Annotated in this window: 18 protein-coding genes and 1 pseudogene; 16 read left to right on the top strand and 3 right to left on the bottom strand. The window is 43.0% G+C overall.

Annotation, left to right across the window (positions count from 1 at the left end; translation table 11 throughout):
- Positions 1-2: 2 nt before the first annotated feature.
- A complete protein-coding gene (locus tag DSM465_RS0114405; protein ID WP_008880524.1) occupies positions 3-1,115 on the bottom strand; it encodes an alanine/ornithine racemase family PLP-dependent enzyme in 1,113 nt (370 codons plus the stop codon).
- 325 nt (positions 1,116-1,440) lie between these two features.
- On the opposite strand from DSM465_RS0114405, the gene DSM465_RS0114395 reads away from it, so the two are divergent.
- Positions 1,441-2,901: a M81 family metallopeptidase gene (locus DSM465_RS0114395; RefSeq protein WP_029761645.1), complete on the top strand. Its 1,461-nt coding sequence runs from the start codon at positions 1,441-1,443 to the stop codon at positions 2,899-2,901.
- A gap of 307 nt (positions 2,902-3,208) precedes the next feature.
- Positions 3,209-4,798: an ABC transporter substrate-binding protein gene (locus tag DSM465_RS0114390; RefSeq protein WP_029761644.1), complete on the top strand. Its 1,590-nt coding sequence runs from the start codon at positions 3,209-3,211 to the stop codon at positions 4,796-4,798.
- On the opposite strand, the gene DSM465_RS20305 is transcribed toward DSM465_RS0114390, so the two are convergent.
- Positions 4,708-5,025: a transposase gene (locus DSM465_RS20305; RefSeq protein WP_080320063.1), complete on the bottom strand. Its 318-nt coding sequence runs from the start codon at positions 5,023-5,025 to the stop codon at positions 4,708-4,710. The genes DSM465_RS0114390 and DSM465_RS20305 overlap by 91 nt on opposite strands.
- A 1,042-nt stretch (positions 5,026-6,067) precedes the next feature.
- Here DSM465_RS20305 and DSM465_RS0114370 point away from each other — a divergent pair.
- The 4 genes from DSM465_RS0114370 (at position 6,068) to DSM465_RS0114355 (ending at position 10,098) form a co-directional block, all read left to right on the top strand.
- Entirely contained in the window at positions 6,068-7,018 is a 951-nt protein-coding gene (locus DSM465_RS0114370; protein WP_029761643.1) for an ABC transporter permease, read from the top strand.
- Between the two features lie 152 nt (positions 7,019-7,170).
- A complete protein-coding gene (locus DSM465_RS0114365) occupies positions 7,171-8,073 on the top strand; it encodes an ABC transporter permease (RefSeq protein ID WP_029761642.1) in 903 nt (300 codons plus the stop codon).
- 23 nt (positions 8,074-8,096) lie between these two features.
- A complete protein-coding gene (locus DSM465_RS0114360; RefSeq protein WP_008880531.1) occupies positions 8,097-9,080 on the top strand; it encodes an ABC transporter ATP-binding protein in 984 nt (327 codons plus the stop codon).
- Positions 9,081-9,096: 16 nt separating this feature from the next.
- Complete coding sequence (locus DSM465_RS0114355) at positions 9,097-10,098, top strand: ABC transporter ATP-binding protein (RefSeq protein ID WP_008880532.1); 1,002 nt, start codon at positions 9,097-9,099, stop codon at positions 10,096-10,098.
- 153 nt (positions 10,099-10,251) lie between these two features.
- Here DSM465_RS0114355 and DSM465_RS18410 read toward each other — a convergent pair.
- Positions 10,252-10,761: pseudogene (locus tag DSM465_RS18410) on the bottom strand (RNA-guided endonuclease InsQ/TnpB family protein); the annotation flags it as partial.
- A gap of 148 nt (positions 10,762-10,909) precedes the next feature.
- On the opposite strand from DSM465_RS18410, the gene DSM465_RS0114345 reads away from it, so the two are divergent.
- The 10 genes from DSM465_RS0114345 to DSM465_RS0114300 all read left to right on the top strand — a co-directional run bounded on the left by DSM465_RS0114345 (position 10,910) and on the right by DSM465_RS0114300 (position 17,829).
- A complete protein-coding gene (locus DSM465_RS0114345) occupies positions 10,910-11,491 on the top strand; it encodes a hypothetical protein (protein WP_230459213.1) in 582 nt (193 codons plus the stop codon).
- Complete coding sequence (locus tag DSM465_RS0114340; RefSeq protein ID WP_029761640.1) at positions 11,473-11,829, top strand: hypothetical protein; 357 nt, start codon at positions 11,473-11,475, stop codon at positions 11,827-11,829. Before DSM465_RS0114345 ends, DSM465_RS0114340 begins: the two co-directional genes overlap by 19 nt.
- Positions 11,830-12,400: 571 nt before the next feature.
- Positions 12,401-13,030, top strand: a complete 630-nt coding sequence (locus tag DSM465_RS0114335; protein ID WP_029761638.1) for a YhbD family protein — start codon at positions 12,401-12,403, stop codon at positions 13,028-13,030.
- A 6-nt stretch (positions 13,031-13,036) separates the two neighbouring features.
- Positions 13,037-13,741, top strand: coding sequence for a polymer-forming cytoskeletal protein (locus DSM465_RS0114330; RefSeq protein WP_029761637.1), 705 nt, complete (start codon positions 13,037-13,039; stop codon positions 13,739-13,741).
- Positions 13,742-13,746: 5 nt separating this feature from the next.
- Positions 13,747-14,469 carry a polymer-forming cytoskeletal protein gene (locus DSM465_RS0114325; protein WP_029761636.1) on the top strand — a complete coding sequence of 241 codons (723 nt, stop codon included), beginning with the start codon at positions 13,747-13,749 and terminating at the stop codon, positions 14,467-14,469.
- A gap of 14 nt (positions 14,470-14,483) precedes the next feature.
- Complete coding sequence (locus DSM465_RS0114320) at positions 14,484-16,028, top strand: MDR family MFS transporter (RefSeq protein ID WP_029761635.1); 1,545 nt, start codon at positions 14,484-14,486, stop codon at positions 16,026-16,028.
- A 316-nt stretch (positions 16,029-16,344) separates the two neighbouring features.
- A complete protein-coding gene (locus DSM465_RS0114315) occupies positions 16,345-16,740 on the top strand; it encodes a rhodanese (protein WP_029761634.1) in 396 nt (131 codons plus the stop codon).
- Positions 16,707-16,967: a metal-sensitive transcriptional regulator gene (locus DSM465_RS0114310; RefSeq protein WP_008880543.1), complete on the top strand. Its 261-nt coding sequence runs from the start codon at positions 16,707-16,709 to the stop codon at positions 16,965-16,967. Before DSM465_RS0114315 ends, DSM465_RS0114310 begins: the two co-directional genes overlap by 34 nt.
- A gap of 103 nt (positions 16,968-17,070) precedes the next feature.
- Entirely contained in the window at positions 17,071-17,298 is a 228-nt protein-coding gene (locus tag DSM465_RS0114305) for a sulfurtransferase TusA family protein (RefSeq protein ID WP_029761633.1), read from the top strand.
- 48 nt (positions 17,299-17,346) lie between these two features.
- On the top strand, positions 17,347-17,829 hold the full coding sequence (locus DSM465_RS0114300; protein ID WP_029761632.1) for a DsrE/DsrF/DrsH-like family protein: 483 nt from the start codon (positions 17,347-17,349) through the stop codon (positions 17,827-17,829).
- The last annotated feature ends 25 nt before the right edge of the window (positions 17,830-17,854 follow it).

The raw sequence follows: 17,854 nt of genomic DNA, 5'->3' as shown, positions 1-17,854 counted from the left end.
AGTCATTCGAACGACTGATCCGACGAAATGAGAGGCTCGTACACGCTATTAATCTTTTTTTTGTAGATATAATTGGATGTCATAGCATGCAATAAAGCTTTATAACTCATTTGAAAGGATAGTATACTCCCCACTTGTATTTGATCATGATGCTCTGTAACGTCTAAAATGGCATGGTCGCTGCTCCCTCCAATAATTTCAATTCCGTTTTTGACAGGAGTAAGCTCCGAAAGGGGGACATCCTGTTCACCTAGTGCTAAAATGGCGCGACGTCGAATTCCTTTATCTGTAAAATGAGGTGTTTCACCGAAAGCATTTTTTACAATAATTCCTTGAGGATAAGAAGGCTTGTCTTTAATTTCAATTACCTCAGCTTCTAGCAAAAAGATATCATGATGCATGCCTGGGATCTGTTTAGAAAAGGCAGTTTCTCGACCAAAGAAAAGAGATTCACCTAGGCGCAGATGATTGATTTCTCTTGGCATTTCACCGCTCATAAGTAAATGCAATGAACTAGAATTTCCTCCAGATATAACGGATAGATGATACCCAAGCTTTTTTTCTACAGATTCTTTAAGTTGAACAAGTTGGGCAAGTTTATCAGATGTAGGGAGAACACCACCAAAGCATGTAAGGTTTGTGCCTATACCTAGCCAATGAATAGCAGGAAACTTTAAAATATGTTTACCAATATCCATCAGTTCCTCAGGCATGATTCCTTCTCGGAGATCTCCTAACTCTATCATTAAAATAATATGGTGTATTTTTCCTTGACTCAACGCCTCTTGGTTTAATGCCTCAATTACCTTATATTCTGAAACTAGACTACAATCCGCCCATGTGATCACATCTTTGATTTCATGTATACCAGGAATTCTCAATAAGCAGGTGTTTATTGAGCTGTCATATTCCTTTATGGCTTTTAAATTTTGTAGACGAGAATCTGCAAATTTTCTATATCCTTGTTTGTAAAGACTGTCTACAATTTCGATATTCGCTCCTACTGATTTTGTTACAGGAATCCATTCTACATGATGTTTACAGATAGCGTTTAGTACTCGCGCATTATGTATTAATTTTTTTTCGTCCCAAGTAACTCTCGGATATCTATCCATACTTATTGACCCCTTTATCCAAAGATTTATCTAATCATTCATTTTTACTCATATAGACCAACTTTTTTTGGAAGGTGGTGGTAATGGCCTTAAGAGAAAAAGATTATTTTTTATGCAAAAATTTTTTGCGTGCGCTTTATTTTTTACTATCCTTAATTATCAAATATAACAAATTTTTCTCACTTTTTGCAATTGATTGTTGAAAAATAGTTAGAATAATGTTAATATTCAATTGAAATTGTGTATATAGTGCATAAAAAATATGCACATTTTACTTGTATGCAGAAATAAAGTGGTTTTGCTTTAGGAAAGGAGATATAGGGCATTGAGGATAGCCATTGGTGGAATTAGTCATGAAACGAACACATTTTCTTGTGTTAAAACTACATTAGATCACTTTAGACAATCAGAATGGGAATTTGGCGAAGAAATTATTAAAAATCACACGGGAGTAAGGGACTTTTTGGGAGGGATTATTTCCGAAGCGAAAAAACATTCTATTGAACTATTGCCTACTTTTTGGGCAAAAGCTGACCCGTCTGGAATTATTACGCGTGATGCATACAATCAGCTTGTTGAGAATTTGGTTGTGCGTATCAAACAAGCGGGCCCCTTGGATGGCGTATGTTTGGTCCTTCACGGTGGAGGGATTGCTGAAGGAGTAGACGATATTGAAGGAGATATTCTATCAAATGTTAGGCAGGTTGTAGGACCTAAAATCCCTATCGTTGCTACGTTAGATTTACATGCCAATCTAACGAAAACGATGATCAAGGAAGCTGATGCATTATTCGGTGTGAATTTTTATCCGCATATCGACTGCTATGAGAGAGGGAAAGAAGCGATTTCGAATTTGCTAAGAATAATAAAAGGTGACATTCACCCAGTTATGCACATGGAAAAATTGCCGATGATGCTTTCATCATCGACAACAGATTTATCCCCCGCAAAAGATATTAATGAAATATGTTGGAAATGGGAAAAAGAGAAAAAAGTGATTGATTGTACATTTTTTCATGGATTTAGCCAAACGGATATACCTGATATGCGGGTTAGTGTACTAACAATTACAGACAATGATAAGGAACTGGCTGAAAAAGCGGCAAAGAATGTTGCTGAGGAGGTATGGAAAAGGCGTTATGAGTTTTATGTGCGACATCCTAGCCCTATGGAAGCATTAAAATTAGCTTTAGAGGAACCAGAAGGCCCTATTGTCATTAATGAAACTTCAGATAATCCTGGTGCAGGGACGCCAGGTGACGGTACACATTTGCTAAAAGCGATGATCGAAATAAATGCTCCACTTTCTTGTTTTGGTTTTATTTGTGATCCTGAAGTGGTAGAAAAAGCACATACAGCTGGAGTAGGTCGTTTTATTGATATTCGATTGGGAGGAAAGACTGATTCGTATCATGGTGATCCTATAGAAACAACAGCTTATGTTAAGTCGTTGACAGATGGCCGATTTATTCAAAGTTCACAAATGAATAAAGGGAAAAAGGTGAACTTAGGGAAATCAGCCCGCCTCTGTATTGGAAATGTAGATGTGATTGTTTGTACGAAAAAAGGGCAAACACTAGATGGACAAGTTTTCTTGTTGCATGGAATTGATGTGACTCAATACAAAATAGTCGCTTTAAAATCTGAAAACCACTTTCGCGCTTCTTTTGCTCCTATAGCAAAAAAGATTATAACGGCGGATTCTCCAGGATTAAGCAGCTACGATCTTTGTCATTTTAATTATAAAAGAGTGATGAGACCTGTACTCCCATTAGATCATTTATGATGTTTTTAAAGATCATTTAATTAGTAATCATTTTTTCGCTCCCCATATGGAATATGAAAATAGCAACTGAGGATGCGCTTGTTTTCGCTCAGAAAAGTTTATGAAGCGAGTTTTACTTCCTTCACGCAGGCATGAAAATCGCGGCTTAAAACAAGGGGGTTTTTATAGAGAGGCATCTCTGATTCACCAGAAAGGGGGGTGAGAAGTGTTATCGTGAGCTCTGCCTTGCCATACCTGAGAGTCGTTGCGGTTTTTAAAAGACATTCGCTTAATCAAGAGAATAAGGGGGTTATGATTTGTGAGACGAATGAGAGGAGTATATTCATTTCTCTTTATTCTCCTGATCATTATTGGTTTAATGGGATGTTCAAATAGCTCGTCCACAGGAAAAACAAGTCAATCTAATTCTTCAGGGAACTCCCAATCTGGTCAGTCTGGAGGAAAGCTTGATATTGCTTATGAAGCTCAACCGGATACGTTAGACCCAACGGTCACTACGTCTGGAGCGACGAAAGATACTGCACGATTAATGTATGAATCTTTGTTGACCCTTGATGAAAACTGGACAGTAGCTCCTCAGCTAGCAGAAAGTTATAACGTTAGTGATGACGGAAAAGTCTATACGTTTAAACTGAGACAAGGGATTAAATTTCATAACGGGAAGGAAATGACAGCTGACGATGTAGTGGCCTCGATGGAAAGGTGGACTACCAATTCCTCACTTACGAAATCGATTTTAGAAGGGGCAGAATGGAAAAAAGTTGATGATTATACAGTTGAGCTTCATCTGACCAAATCATCGGCGCTAGTGCCCTTTGCTCTAGCCGATCAAAATCAGCTTGCTGCTATAATGCCTAAAGAGGTTGCAGAAAAGGCTGGACCAACAGGAGCAACAGAATATGTAGGAACAGGCCCATTTAAATTTGTGGAATGGAAGACTAACCAGTATATTCATTTTACGAAATTTGAAGATTATCAACCTCGTTCCGAACAAACAAGTGGTCTCGCAGGGAAAAAAGAGGCTTTAGTCAATGATATCTATTGGCACTTCGTTCCAGATGAATCAACTCGAAATGCAGGTTTAATTAGTGGTCAATATGATATTGCTACAGGTGTATCGTACGACACCGTTGAACAACTGGAAAATACTCCAGGGACAGGTGTAAATATCCACACTTATGGAATTCAAATGCTCGTTTTTAATAAAAAGCAGGGTCTGTTCAGTGATGTAAAAGCTCGGCAGGCTGTAAATTATGCATTAGATAAAGAATTGGTTTTACGTTCTTCTTTTGGAGATGAGCGATTTTATAAATTGGAGCCGAGTTTATTCAGGCCTGAACAGACAGATTGGTATTCAGATGCTGGAAAAGACGTATACAATAAGAAAGATCTTGAATTAGCCAAGAAATTATTAAAAGAAGCTAATTATAACGGAGAAGAGATTGTTATTTTGACGAGCCGTGATTACGCTTATCAGTATAATGCTGCAGTAGCTACTCAACAGCTTTTGGAAAAGATAGGGATAAAAGCAAAGCTTGAAGTTTATGATTGGGGAACATTGCTAGAGCGTCGCGGTGATCCTGCACTTTGGGATATCTTCTTTACAGGATGGGATACATCCGTTATTCCTCATCAATATGGATTTTTAGATTCGAAAGCACAATGGCCAGGTTGGACGAATAGTCCTGAGATCGATAAATTATTATCTGAGATTCAAGCGGCTAAAACACAAGACGAGGCCAAAGAGCTATATAGCCAGTTACAGCAAAAAATGTGGGAATATCTACCGATTATCAATATAGGAACTTACAGCAAAGTCACTGGTGTATCTGATAAAGTCAAGGGATTTAGAGATTTTATTGGACCAGTGTTATGGAATGTTAGTGTAGAAGAGTAATTCAGAATGATCAAAAAGTTATGATCAAGATTACAAGAGTTAAAAAATGGAATTGTTGCATCTTCCGGTAATTTCCACAAATGTTCGATCGGGTTAAGATGCGGCAAATAGGGAGGAAGGAAAATGAAGTGAAAAAAACATTGTCCTTCCTCCCGTCCCAATTCCTTGACCATGTTTTCATGATGAATGGGGATGTTATCCAACACCAAGATGATGAGGCAGTGCATTAAGCACTTTCAAGAAATCTATCATCTGATAAAGTATGGTTTTGTCACTAAGGATGTTGACAGCTGGACGTGGGCGTGATGGACGAATGTGGCATTTGCTTTTGGCGGTTCGCCTCTAGCCAATGTCGTACACAGTGCATGATATGACCCGATATGTATGACATCAATGAATAACAGAATAAAATTCGAAGAGATTCCGTTTTTTATCAAGGGCATTTGATTTTTAAAATGTTTTTGCCTCTCCGGATTTCCTTTCGCCAACGTGTAGGTCGGTTGGGCCAAGAAAGGCCCTTTTTGATGCAAGAACTTTCGCAAGGCTTATCGGGAAATGGATACGCTGTAATGGCGGTATACATAGGATTGAAGGAGGTTCGCCGAGGTGATGTCCCAGTCTAATTCAGCGGCTATCGTGGCCAATACGAGGTGCTGGATCTCTTCCCGTTGTTCTTTAGTGAGAAGCGGTTCTCGCCTAGAAGGACGGTGATGTAAGAGAAATACTGTTCTTCAACAGCATGTTTTAAATTAAAAAGCCTTACAACGTCATAACTTGATTCCTTTCAGCTTCTCACAAATCGAGCGAATCCGTTGTTTTTTACAAACCTTTAGAGGCAACATCCCGATGAAGCAGGAGTTCAAGACTGCCTTCATTAAAACGTGACACATAATGGAAAAAGGGTTGGCGGCGCACATTGATCATAGTAGCCGTTTCTTTGCCCACCTAGCCTTTCCATCACCAGTCGGACTGCTATTACACGCCGGCGAAGATCAGTGTTCTTGATTTTCTGTTCTTGTTTCCGAAGTGTTTGTGTTGTCCATCCGTGATCATTGATCATTTTGAGGCATTTCATGCCCAGTTCCGCTTTTTCTTCCATGAGTTTCCTTAGGAGCATAATAACCGGAGTGGCATGATTGATGTGGGATTTTGATCATCATAAACGTCTTTCTTTTTAAGTACGTGTTGTGGTGAAGATCCACTCAAAATATCCCACCCCAAATTATGAAAGATGGAGTACCAATGATTGTACAGAGGGAGTGTTAATCTTTGAAAGCATATATAGTAACTAGGATTCTATCTCTAATCCCTGTGTTACTAGTTGTTGCCATTGTTGCTTTTTTTCTTATTCATCTGACACCGGGAGATCCAGCTGCTGTCATGCTTGGATCACAGGCCACTCCTGAAGAAGTGGAACAATTGCGTGAGCAATTAGGTCTGAATCTTCCGCTTTATGAACAGTTTGCAAATTGGTTTTTCGGACTTTTACAAGGAGATTTTGGATGGTCCATTTATTATAATAGACCAGTTTTAACCGTATTTTTAGAGCATTTGGGTCCGACCCTTTCCTTAGCTGTTTTGGCTCAAGCGATTTCTATGGTATTAGCTATTCCTATGGGGATTTCTGCCGCAAGAAAAAGAGGGACGAAAATCGACCAAATATTTATGGCTCTAGTGATGTTAGGTATGGCTATACCTAGCTTTTTAATGGGGTTATTCTTAATGCAGTTATTTGCATTAAAACTCAAATTATTTCCAGTGGCGGGTTATGAACCACTAAGTTCCGGTTTATGGAATCATTTGAAATTTATGATTTTACCTGCTACGGCACTAGGCATTATTCAAACCGCCATCATCGCTCGAATGACTCGATCGTCTATGCTGGATGTACTCAGTGCCAACTTTATTAAAACAGCCTATGCGAAAGGGGTTAAAGAAAAAATCATTGTTTATAAACATGCCCTTCGTAATGCGGCCATTCCAATCCTAACCGTTCTTGGACAAGAATTCGGCACGTTAATTGCTGGTGCCGTAGTAACGGAAACGGTATTTAACTTACCTGGGATCGGTCAGTTAGTCATTCACGCCATTGAAAAACGGGATTATGCCGTCATTCAAGGAACAATTTTGCTTGCAGCATTGTCATATTTATTGGTGAATCTCATTGTTGACTTATTGTACGGTATTGTCGATCCAAGAGTTCGTTTTGGCCGTAAGTAAGGGAAGGGAGAATCACAGAAAGATTACTTGACTTTTTATTTTACCTCGATCGAACAAAATGGAAAAAAGGACCTATTATAAAGGGTGTTTTTGTCAAATAGCTTTTATGGTTATCGTCTATATAAAGAGGTGAAGGACAATTGGAATCTAAAATGGAAATAAATACTAAAGGAGTAGAACATATTGGAAGTGAATTGAAAAGCGAGAAGTTCAAGTTGCTTTTTAGGCGCTTCTTATTTAATAAATTAGCAGTGGTAGGAACGGTCATTGTCATCTTACTGTGTTTGTTTTCTATCGTCGGGCCATTCATGACGAAATATGGCCCGCTCGATATAGATCCGATGAATCGCTTGCAACCGCCTAGTGCTGATCACTGGTTTGGTACAGATAATTTCGGTCGGGATCTATTCAGTCGAGTGGTTCATGGAGGACGAGTATCTCTAGTAGTTGGTTTTTCAGCTGCACTATTAACCGCCATTATTGGGATGATCATAGGGCTGTATTCAAGCTATTATCGTATTTTAGATCATGTGTTAATGAGGATTTGTGACGGATTGATCGCTTTCCCGGATATTCTTTTAGCTATAGCGATTACCGCTATACTTGGCCCTAATCCATTTAATGTAGTTATCGCCATTACCATTGTAAAAGTGCCGGCAATGGCCCGGATTGTCCGTTCTGCGGCTTTAGTGGTAAAAGAACAAACTTACATAGAGGCCTTAAAAGCTCAAGGGGCAAGTTCTTGGAGAATTATTTGGGTTCATATGGCTCCAAATACGATATCGCCTTTCTTAGTACAGATGACATATGTTTTTGCTCTCTCGATTATTCTTGAGGCAGGATTAAGTTTTCTTGGTGCTGGAGTCCCGGCTCCGAATCCTAGTTGGGGAAATATTCTTTACGATGGAAAAGCAGTGATTTTTCGTGCTTGGTGGATGACACTGTTCCCGAGTATTTTTATTACCTTAGCGGTTTTAGGATTAAATTTGTTGGGGGATGGATTAAGAGATTTATTAGATCCTCATACAAGTAAAGCGAATAAAAAATTAAAGTAAAACAAGGAAAGGTGCCGGATAACATGGCGAACAGCAACTTATTGGAAATAAAAGATTTAAAAACTTCTTTTTTAACAGAGCGTGGTTTAGTTACGGCTGTGGATGGAGTCAGTTTTTCCATCAAACCTGGTGAAACATTAGGTGTGGTCGGTGAGTCAGGATGCGGTAAAAGTGTGACAGCAGCATCCATTATGAGGCTGTTAAATAAAGATTCTACTATTTACGAAGGAGAAATTATATACAAAGGGAAAAATTTACTCAAGTTATCTGAGAAAGAAATGAGAGAGATTCGTGGGAATGAAATTTCTATTATATTCCAAGATGCGATGACCTCACTGAATCCGGTCTATACGATCGGTGATCAGATTGCTGAATCGCTTATGATTCATCGAAAATTAAACAAAAGGCAAGCTTATGAAGAAGCCATAGAGATGCTAAGAATGACAGGCATTCCGGCCCCTGAGAAGAGAGTTCATGAGTATCCTCATGAATTATCAGGAGGAATGAGACAGAGGGCGATGATCGCTATGGCTCTTTCATGCAGGCCAAGCCTTTTAATTGCCGATGAGCCGACTACTGCACTGGATGTCACAATACAGGCGCAGATATTAGATTTGATTAATGATTTAAAAGAAGAGCTAAATATGAGTGTCATGATGATTACGCATGACCTGGGAGTTGTTGCTGAGGTTTGTACACGCGTTGTCGTGATGTATTTAGGGCAAGTCATCGAGGAAACGGATGTAGAATCTTTGTTTGATCAGCCGCTCCATCCTTATACAAAGGGATTGTTGGAGTGTATCCCTCAGCTTGAAGATGACCGTTCAAAGCGACTTTTTACAATAAAAGGGATTGTCCCTTCGTTAGATAACGTTCCGAAAGGATGTCGATTTGCTCAAAGATGTCCTTATGTAGATGAACAATGCATGAGTGAATCACCTGACTTAAAAGAAGTCAGCCAAGGTCATAAAGTGCGATGTTGGAATTATGATAAAATATCATCGTGAGGGGAAGAAGGATTTTATGTTGGAAACACGCATGGAACAAGAACAACTTCAGTCAACAACTCCTATTTTGAGGGTCAAGAATTTAAAAAAGCATTATCCAATCACGGGTTTATTTGGCCGTGCGGTAGGACATCTGAAAGCAGTTGATGGAGTAGAGTTCGATTTATATGAAAAAAAGACAATGGGACTTGTTGGAGAGTCAGGGTGTGGAAAAAGTACGACGGGTAGAACGATTCTGCGTCTAGTGGAACCAACGGAAGGAGAAGCCATTTATAAAGGGAAAGACATCTTTAAGTTAAAAGGAAAAGATTTGCAAGCAATAAGAAAAGATATACAAATGATCTTTCAGGACCCCCATTCGTCTCTTAATCCAAAACAGCGAATTGGTCATGCTATTGTGGAGACGATGAAAATTCATCGTATAGGAAGCCATAAAGAGCGAATTGAACGAGCAAAGGAGTTGCTGTTAAAAGTAGGTATAAGAGAAGACCAATTTGATCGATATCCTCATGAATTTTCTGGTGGACAAAGACAGAGAATTGGCATTGCTAGGGCATTAGCGGCGAATCCGAAAATTGTTATATGTGATGAGCCGGTTTCTGCTCTCGATGTATCCATACAATCACAAGTGATTAATTTATTAAAGGATATTCAGGAAAATTTCAACTTAACCTATTTATTTATTTCTCATGATTTAAGCGTTGTTCGTTATATGTCAGACTATATTGGGGTTATGTATCTAGGACAGCTTGTAGAAAAAGCGCCGACCGATGAACTATTTAGTCATCCGTTACATCCTTATACACAAGCATTATTGTCAGCGATTCCATTGCCTAATCCTAAACGTAAGAGGGAAAGAATCATTATTAAAGGTGATATTCCTTCACCAATTAACCCTCCTTCTGGTTGTGTTTTTCATACCCGTTGTCCATATTCTACTAAAAGATGTGAACAGGAACGTCCTGTTATGAAAAAACAAACCACCGATCACTTTGTTGCCTGTCATTTGCATGATTAAAGCTCACATTTCGCGCAGGGTCGATCCAAGTGCTTGATTTTTAGCAAGGTTTTTGGGATCGACCTCTTTTTGCGGGTTTGACCAATCGCTAGGTGTACCGGAGTTTGATAGTTTTAAGGGAATTTTAGGAAAATGAAAATGACCAAAATGTTATTATATCAAGGATTTTGCGATGTGGATCCTAGAAAAGAACTGAATTTCATCGGCACACGATTTCAACACTAGACCACAGGAACATTGATACACGCGTTCAGATAACGGCATTTCGTGTTCTTTGTCGCAACAAGCACACGTTTTCATTGATGGAAACCACCTATCTATTTTGATTAGGTGTTTTCCTTGCTCTTTTAGTTTGTATTCTAAGAATCTTGTGACCCCCCAACTGTTATCATGAACGCTTTGGCCAAAATGAAGGGCTTGAGACATACCTTTCATGTGTAAGTTTTCGATGATGACAGCGTCATAAGTGATGCCTAATTCTTTTGACTGATGATGGAGAAAGTTCTTACGTTGATTGGCTGCTTTTTCGTGTAGTTTGGCCACTTTCAAGCGTTTCTTTTCCTAGCGTACAGAACCTTTTTTTCTACAGGAAAGGATCTTTTGTGCCTTTGCTAGCTTGTCTAAGGCTTGTCGATAGTGACGTGGGTAATTGGCTTTCTCATCTGTTTCCTCTCCATGTGGAAGAAATCCGTGCCGGATGAGCCATTTCACACGGTTTTCCATTGTATCCATCTCCTTTCGTTTTCGGTACAATACAACTATAGCAGCCGATCTGTGACAGCCTGTCACAAAGGAGAGAAGAGAGGGGAGAATGCTAGAGCGGGTCATTTTTCCACATGAACAGGAGCGGCGTCTGCTTGAAGAACGGAGAAAAGAAAAAGATCGGGAAAAAAGAAGAGAGATTGAAAAGAAGCTCATCTCGCTGTACGTGTATGTTGGTGAATATTTCAAAATGTCCCGCCCCGATCCAAAGCAGGCGAAACTATACTTGCAAAAGGCACTAAGGTACAATCCGTCCCATGCGATCGCCAATTACCGGGTGGCGCATATTTATTACGGGGAAAAAGAATATGCCAAAGCGGTGTACCATTTTGAGCGCGCGCTTTCGGAACAAGCGGATGGCGAATTAAATGATACGCAACGCATGCTTAGTCATATGATTCTTGTCAATTGCAGCCTTTTGCTGGCTTCAAAGTCGCTGCAAACAATCAAAGAACTCGAAGACAGCTTGTATGACGAAGAGCTGGTTGAACGCTACCGTGGTGAGATTTTGCTGCAGCGGGTGGAAGATTTTGAGTGGGCGTTATATTGCATCGTGACGCCAACCGGCAGAGACATCGTGGCAGAAGAACGGTATTTTGCCGAGCAGGAGAAATGCCTTCCGCACTGTTAATTGAAAACGACCGTGACGGGCTGTTCGTTCGGTACGGGGGCGGCGAGTGGATCAGCTTAGACTGCACCTCGTTTTATTTGGTGGCTTTGCTGCTGCATAGCGAGCGGCCGCTGACAGGAGATGAAATACATAAAACATTGGTTTTTTCCTTTTTGGAGCGCGAAGTGACGGAAGCGGCGATCCGAAAAATGGTTGAACGACTTCGCAATCGGCTCCTGTTCTGGGAAAGCATCATTGAAACGACGCGCATCGGCAACAGGGTGGCGCGCCGTCGGCGGCCGGATGTTACATACCGTATTTTTTGCCGCGCCAGCGATGTGTTTCCATGGGAGCAGTGATATTTTTAAAACAAAACTATGTTCTAAATCATCAATGATAAAACCCCTTTTCTCATAGGTGGAAAACGTGTTTTACTTTCGCAAAGATACGGTAATTTTTTAAAATCAGGCATATCCATTTGGAACAAATTCTTGGCTATACGCCAAAAGGCGTCAACCAGCACGATTTAACCATCAATCGATGTTTCATATTAATAAGGGCGCCCAGCTGGTTGCGACGAAAGCGGTAGACCACGTCGTTTGTGCATAAGACGCGCTCGATCCATAGCATTCCTTTCGTTGAGGAAGGCGGCGTTGACTGCCTTCCTTATTTTTTGGGCGGATGGCGGTGTATGTTTTACAATCTTCATTTGTCTCCGCCTTCTAATAATTTAAAAAAACGATGTTCTAAATAACCAATAAACTTGATACCGAATCATACACCGAAAGAACATGGATTCCCGTCACTCCTATTGTCCTTAGTGTTGGAGGGGAAACGAGGTGGCGATAGTTTTGGAAAGGATACTCTACTCGCCTATTTACAACGTAACATTGTTATGTTACAATGACAAAGCGAGGAGGTGCACAGCTCGTGGATCAAGAACTGATCTCGAAAAAAGAACTGCTTGAGCTGACTGGCATTTCGTATGGCCAGCTGTACCGTTGGAAACGAAAAAAGCTGATTCCCGAAGACTGGTTTATTCGCAAATCGACCTTTACTGGGCAGGAGACATTTTTTCCGAAAGAGAAAATTTTGGCGCGCATTGAACGCATCAAGGAGTTGAAAGATGAACGGTCTTTGGATGAGTTGGCGGCTATGTTTGCGCCGGATCCAGCGGCGGTTGTACTGACGAAAGAGGAGGTTGTAAAACGTCACATTGTTTCGGATGTCGTGTGGCAATGGTTGAACGAACAGTTAGGGGATGAGGAAGGCGTTTCCTTTACGCAGCTTCTTTCCCTGTACATCGTCGACCGACTCCTTCGTTCCGGAGAGATTAGCGTCGAAGAAGGAAAACACATTTGGAAGATGTTCGAACATCATTATCCCGCTTTGCAAGGGAAGATATGTGAATTGATTGTCCTTCGCAAGATAGGAGTCGCGGTCTGCTTTCTTTTAGAGGGAACGGCGGACTTGTATGTTGAAGAAGGAGTGAAGCTTGTGGCACGGTTGCACGTGCCAACGTATATCGAAGAGTTGAAATGGCACATTTCGGAGGGGTGAGAACTGATGGAACGTCGTGATTTGGTCATCGCCGGGACCGGTCATGCGTCCGGCGGTCTGTATCATACCGTAAAACTTTCTGGGAATGGAAAACTATATGGCGACATAGACTGCATGGAGATGCGAGTGCAAGGAAATGCGACCGTTGAAGGTAACGTGAAAGCGAACGTTGTCCACATTGCAGGAAAAGGCTATGTGAAGGGGGGAGTGGATTGTGAGTGGATAAAAGTGAGCGGGAGTGTCAACGTTGAAGGCAATATGCAATGCCAAGAGGCAACGGTGCGCGGCCGCGGAACGGTGAAGGGGGCATGGACGGCGGAGGAGATTCGCGCTTATGGGGAGCTCGATGTCGGCGGCGATTGTTCGGCCGAACGGTTTGAGATCGATGGCCATTTTACGATTGGCGGCTTGTTGAATGCCGGATATGTGGCCGTGAAGCTGCTCGGACCATGCCGTGTTCAAGAAATCGGTGGGGAAACGATCGTGGTCAAAAAACAAAGTGCATCGCTTTGGAAAAAGCTGTTTTTCCCACCTAGCTTAACCGCCGATGTCATTGAAGGGGATGAGATTCATCTTGAACATACGACTGCGAAAACGGTGCGCGGCAACCGCGTGACGATCGGTCCGGGGTGCGAGATTGAGCGGGTCGAGTATCGGGATATGTTGGAATGTGATGAAGAGGCGAAAATCGGAACGGTAGAGAAAGGGTGAGAACGATGGCAGCAAGAAACTTAACGATTAACGGTTCGGCATTTTCCGCAGGCGGCGTGTTTGATCATGTGTCGATTCGCGGTGAAGCGACGATTCACGGCGATATCGAATGCGACCGTTGTAAAGTATTTGGTTCAGCGGATGTGAAAGGAGCAGTCACTGCGCGTACGATTCGCCTGTTTGGCGAAGCGGACATCAACGGTCTTGTTCGCGCGGAGACAATGGGGGTGTTTGGAGAAGCTGATATTCGTGGTGATGCCCATGTCCAGCACCTTCAATTGCGCGGGAAGGCGGAGATGAAGGGAAATGTCGAAGCGACTGCGATTCGCGGCTATGGTGAGCTGTCGGTATCGGGAAGCTGTGAGGCGGAAACCGTTTCGTTGGCGGGAGTGGTGCACATCGGGCAGACATTGAACGCGGAACAAGTGGAGCTGTCATTGTATTTTGCCACCAGCACCATCAAGGAAATTGGCGGTCAGACGATCCACATCCGCCGAGGCAGCAAGTGGAAGGCGTTTCATTGGCTGACACGCTTTTCGCCGTTGACTGCTACGTTGACGGCGGAGGTGATTGAAGGTGATGAGATTTATTTGGAATATACGAAGGCTGCGGTCGTCAGAGGAGAAAAGGTGACGATCGGTCCGGGTTGTGAGATCGGGCTCGTTGAATATCGAACCGCCCTTGTCCAAGATGAAAAAGCGGTTGTGAACGAAAAAAGACAAAGATAGAGGAGAGAAAGTCAATGGGAAATAAAGAAACGAAAACTGGGTTCGTTGTGATCGCGCTGTTGCTCGGCATTTTTGTTGCTTCGATGGATAATACGATTGTGGCAACAGCGATGGCGACGATTGTGGCCGATTTGGGCGGACTCAAGCAGTTCGTTTGGGTGACGTCCGCCTATATGGTCGCTGAGATGGCGGGCATGCCGATTTTCGGAAAATTGTCTGATATGTACGGACGGAAGCGATTTTTCTTATTTGGTATTGTCGTGTTCTTGCTTGGATCGGTGCTTTGCGGCATGGCACAAACGATCGTGCAGCTCAGCATCTTCCGCGCCATTCAAGGGATCGGCGGCGGGGCGCTCGTGCCGATCGCGTTTACGATTATGTTTGACATTTTTCCACCGGAGAAGCGCGGGAAGATGGGCGGTTTGTTTGGCGCGGTGTTTGGCTTGTCCAGCATCTTTGGCCCGTTGTTTGGCGCCTATATTACCGATTATTTAAACTGGCGCTGGGTGTTTTATATTAATATTCCACTTGGAATGATCGCATTTCTGTTGCTTTGGATCTACTATCGCGAGTCGCCGAAGCATTCGCAACAAAGTATTGACTGGCTTGGCGTCATGACGCTTGTTCCGGCGGTCGTCTGTCTGATGTTTGCGTTGGAGCTTGGCGGCCAGAAGTATGCCTGGGATTCGGCAGTCATTATTGGGCTGTTTTCCGCGTTTGCGGTGTTGTTTCTTGTATTTTTGTATGTCGAAACAAAAGCACAAGAGCCGATTGTATCTTACCAAATGTTTCGGCAACGTCTGTTTGCGTCAACAATGTTGGTCGCCTTTTTCTCTGGTGCGACGTTTGTCGTTGCCACCATATACATCCCGCTGTTTATTCAAGGGGTGACAGGCGGTTCGGCGACGAATTCTGGATTGATCTTGTTGCCGATGATGTTTTCAACCATGGTATCAGCCCAACTCGGCGGCTTTTTGTGCGGGAAGACGAGTTACCGCAATGTGATGCTCGGATTTATGTTATTGTTTGTGCTGGGGATCGGGCTGCTTGGCACGATCGATGAGCATACGACACGGTCGACGGTGACGTTGTACATGATCATTGTTGGACTTGGGGTTGGCGCGTCGTTTTCTGTTTTGGGCATGGCGGCAATTCATCATTTTTCCGAAGCGGAGCGGGGGGCGGCCAGCTCGACGAGTTCGTTTGTCCGGTCGCTGGGCATGACGGTCGGCATTACCGTGTTTGGCATCATTCAGCGCAACTTATTTACGAATCAATTGGTGGAACAGTTCAGTGGCATGGCGCAAGCAGGATTCGGCGGGGCCGCTCATGATCCGCGTGCGATCTTGTCGCCAGAAGCGCGGGCGTACATCCCTGCCCCGGTGCTCGATCGTTTGACCGAAGCTCTCGCCTCGTCGATTGCTGATACATTTTTATGGGCGCTCATTCCTGCGGCGCTGACGGTCGTTTGTGTGTTGTTGATGTCCAACGAGCGGCTTGCCATCCCAAGTAAAGATGAAAGAGTAGAAGTGATAGAAAACGCCTCTTCCCCACGGTAGGGAAGGGGTTTTTTCATCAGTGCCTTGCTTATTTCAGTGATCAACGTTTTCAAGACCCCACTTGATGTCCAATCCGGTCATGGCTGTAGCGGTGATGCCTTCACCAACATATACTTGACAAGCGGTAGACCGTTCTTGAGAAGGCAATGCAAAACCATTGATGAACGTCTCTTTGTAACCAGCGAGTAAGAATATGGAGCGCCAGACAATGCAATGGCGGGTGAAGAGTCATTTTTTTAGAAATACATTCTTGTTGGATATATACTGTAAAGGGTATATAATCGTCTTACATAGGTTAAGCAGAGGGGGTGAGCCGTTGATAGGGAGCGGTTTGTTACTGTTTTTCCTCGTTCTTTTCACCGTGGCGTTGTATCGTCGCTATTATCCTGTGAAAGGCGTTCCATGTCTTCCGATCGATCAGGTGTCGAGTCGCTTGCTTATTGTCGATTTGCGTGATTATAATGAAGTCAATGACCATGTTTTTCGTCACGCCCTGCATATTCCGGTCGCCTATATTAAACGGCAGGTACCGTCCATTCCTCGGCAGCCGTTGCATGTCGTGGCCCGAGATGCGGTCGAAAAAAATGTTGGCATTCGGCTGCTGTGCAACTACGGTTATGAGGTGAAAAGCTACTCGATCGCAGCTTGTGATTGCCGGAAAAGGAGGCGAACAAATCGATGGAATACAATAAAGAAATCAAAAACCGCTTAAAGCGGATTGAAGGACAAATTAAAGGCGTTCTCGGCATGATGGAACAAGGTAAAGACTGCAAGAGCGTCGTTTCCCAGCTGTCGGCGGCGCGCAATGCCATTGATCGTGCCATTGCCGTCATTGTCAGCACCAATTTGGAACATTGCCTTCGTGAAAGCATGGAAAAAGGGGAAACGACGGACCATCTTGTGAAAGAAGCGGTTGAACTGCTTGTTAAAAGTCGTTAATACGTTGGTCAACAAAAAATGTTGACAACGTTCTTTTTTTCTTAGTAATATACCTATAGGGGTAATGGTAATGAACTTTTCTGGATCAAGGAGGTCATCAATGATGAATGTAGCAAAAGTATTGGACGCCAAAGGATTGGCCTGCCCGATGCCGGTGGTGAGAGCGAAAAAAGCGATGGATGAATTGCAATCGGGTCAAGTGCTTGAGGTGCATACGACCGATAAAGGTGCGAAAAACGATTTGCCGGCATGGGCGAAAGCAAGTGGCCATACAGTTATTGATATGAAAGAAGAAAATGGCGTGTTGATGTTCTGGATTCAAAAAGGATAATTTTTATTGGTTTATATACCCGTATAGGTATATGAAGGAGGCAACGAGATGACACAGCCGAAGAAAAAGACGACGATCATCTTGTTCAGCGGCGACTATGACAAAGCGATGGCCGCTTACATCATCGCCAACGGCGCCGCGGCTTACGATCATGACGTGACGATTTTCCATACGTTTTGGGGGCTGAACGCCTTGCGGAAAGAGGCACCCGTTCCGGTGCAAAAAGGGTTTCTTGAAAAGATGTTCGCCAAAATGATGCCGCGCGGCGCCGACCGCATGGGATTGTCGCGTATGAATTTTGCCGGCATCGGCCCGAAGCTGATCAAAAAGGTAATCAAAAAGCATAACGCCATGCCGCTTCCGCAGCTGATCGGGATGGCAAAAGAGCAGGGTGTGAAGCTTGTCGCCTGTCAAATGACGGTCGATTTGCTTGGGCTGAAACCGGAAGAATTGATCGACGGCATTGAGTTTGCGGGGGTGGCTGCGTATTTGGCTGATGCTTCCGAAGGAAATGTGAACCTATTCATTTAATCATCTTAACTCGCGAGGGAATCGT

The sequence above is a fragment of the Geobacillus thermodenitrificans subsp. thermodenitrificans DSM 465 genome (genome assembly GCF_000496575.1).
Lineage (GTDB): Bacteria > Bacillota > Bacilli > Bacillales > Anoxybacillaceae > Geobacillus > Geobacillus thermodenitrificans.
Note: the sequence above shows the minus strand (reverse complement) of the source record. Positions and strands in the feature narration are given on the sequence as shown.